At 60.4% G+C, this 929-nt stretch carries 2 protein-coding genes; both read right to left on the bottom strand.

What is annotated here, in order from left to right:
- On the bottom strand, nucleotides 1-416 hold a 416-nt coding region (locus A3730_RS25450; protein WP_063539252.1), incomplete at its 3' end, for a bifunctional adenosylcobinamide kinase/adenosylcobinamide-phosphate guanylyltransferase.
- Nucleotides 416-929: alkylphosphonate utilization protein (locus A3730_RS25445; protein WP_063539251.1), on the bottom strand; the 514-nt coding region annotated here is incomplete at its 5' end. The genes A3730_RS25445 and A3730_RS25450, both read right to left, overlap by 1 nt.

Genomic DNA, 929 nt, shown 5'->3' with positions numbered 1-929 from the left:
CGGGTGAGTGGGTCCATGGCAATGGTCCCCAGCCCCACTTCATTGCTGACGACCACCACATTGCCGGGATACTGCCCCAGCGCCCCAAGAAAACTGTCCCGCTCCCGGACAAACGCCGCGTCCCCGGCATGCAGCAAATTACTCACCCACAGGCTCATGCAATCGACCAAGACACAGGGAACCGGTGACAACGTGGCCTGGCGGTTAAGCAAGGCGCCCAGATGCAACGGCTCTTCCACCAACCCCCAGCTCGCCGGGCGCCGCATACGATGGCGACGAATACGGTCGCTCATTTCACCATCACCGGCGGTGGCCGTCGCCACATACACCACCGGATCGTGTTGCTCACTGACCAGGTTTTCCGCCAGTGAACTTTTGCCGGAACGAATGCCGCCGAGAATCAGACTGTGCGGCATCAGTTTTTCTTCACGAACTGGGTCAGAATCACAATACGCTGGCCTTCTACGCGGCCTTCGATGTGCTCAGGATTATCCTGCACCAGAGAAATATTGCGCACCGCGGTGCCACGCTTGGCGGTAAAATTGGCCCCTTTCACATTCAAATCCTTGATCAGCGTGACCGAATCACCGGCTTCCAGCACGGCACCATTGCTGTCGCGGTGCAATTCCCGCGCGTCTTCCGTCTGGCCTTCACCGGTGGCCTGGGCCCAGGCCAGGGTGTCGTCATCCAGGTACAACATATCCAGCAGGTCCTGCGGCCAACCTTCTGCCTGCAAGCGCGTCAACATGCGCCACGCCAACACTTGCACCGCCGGCACCGGGCTCCACATGCTGTCGTTCAGGCAGCGCCAGTGGTTGGCGTCTTCATTACCCGGGTTATCCAGCTGGGTCTGGCAGGTTTCACATAACAGCACGCTCTGCTCGGCAGTGCCATCCGATTCCGGCGGCACCGCATACACCGCCAGGGCA

This window comes from Alcanivorax sp. HI0044 (assembly GCF_001634945.1).
The sequence above is the reverse complement of the archived record's forward strand: the minus strand, read 5'-3'. Positions and strand labels throughout refer to the sequence as shown.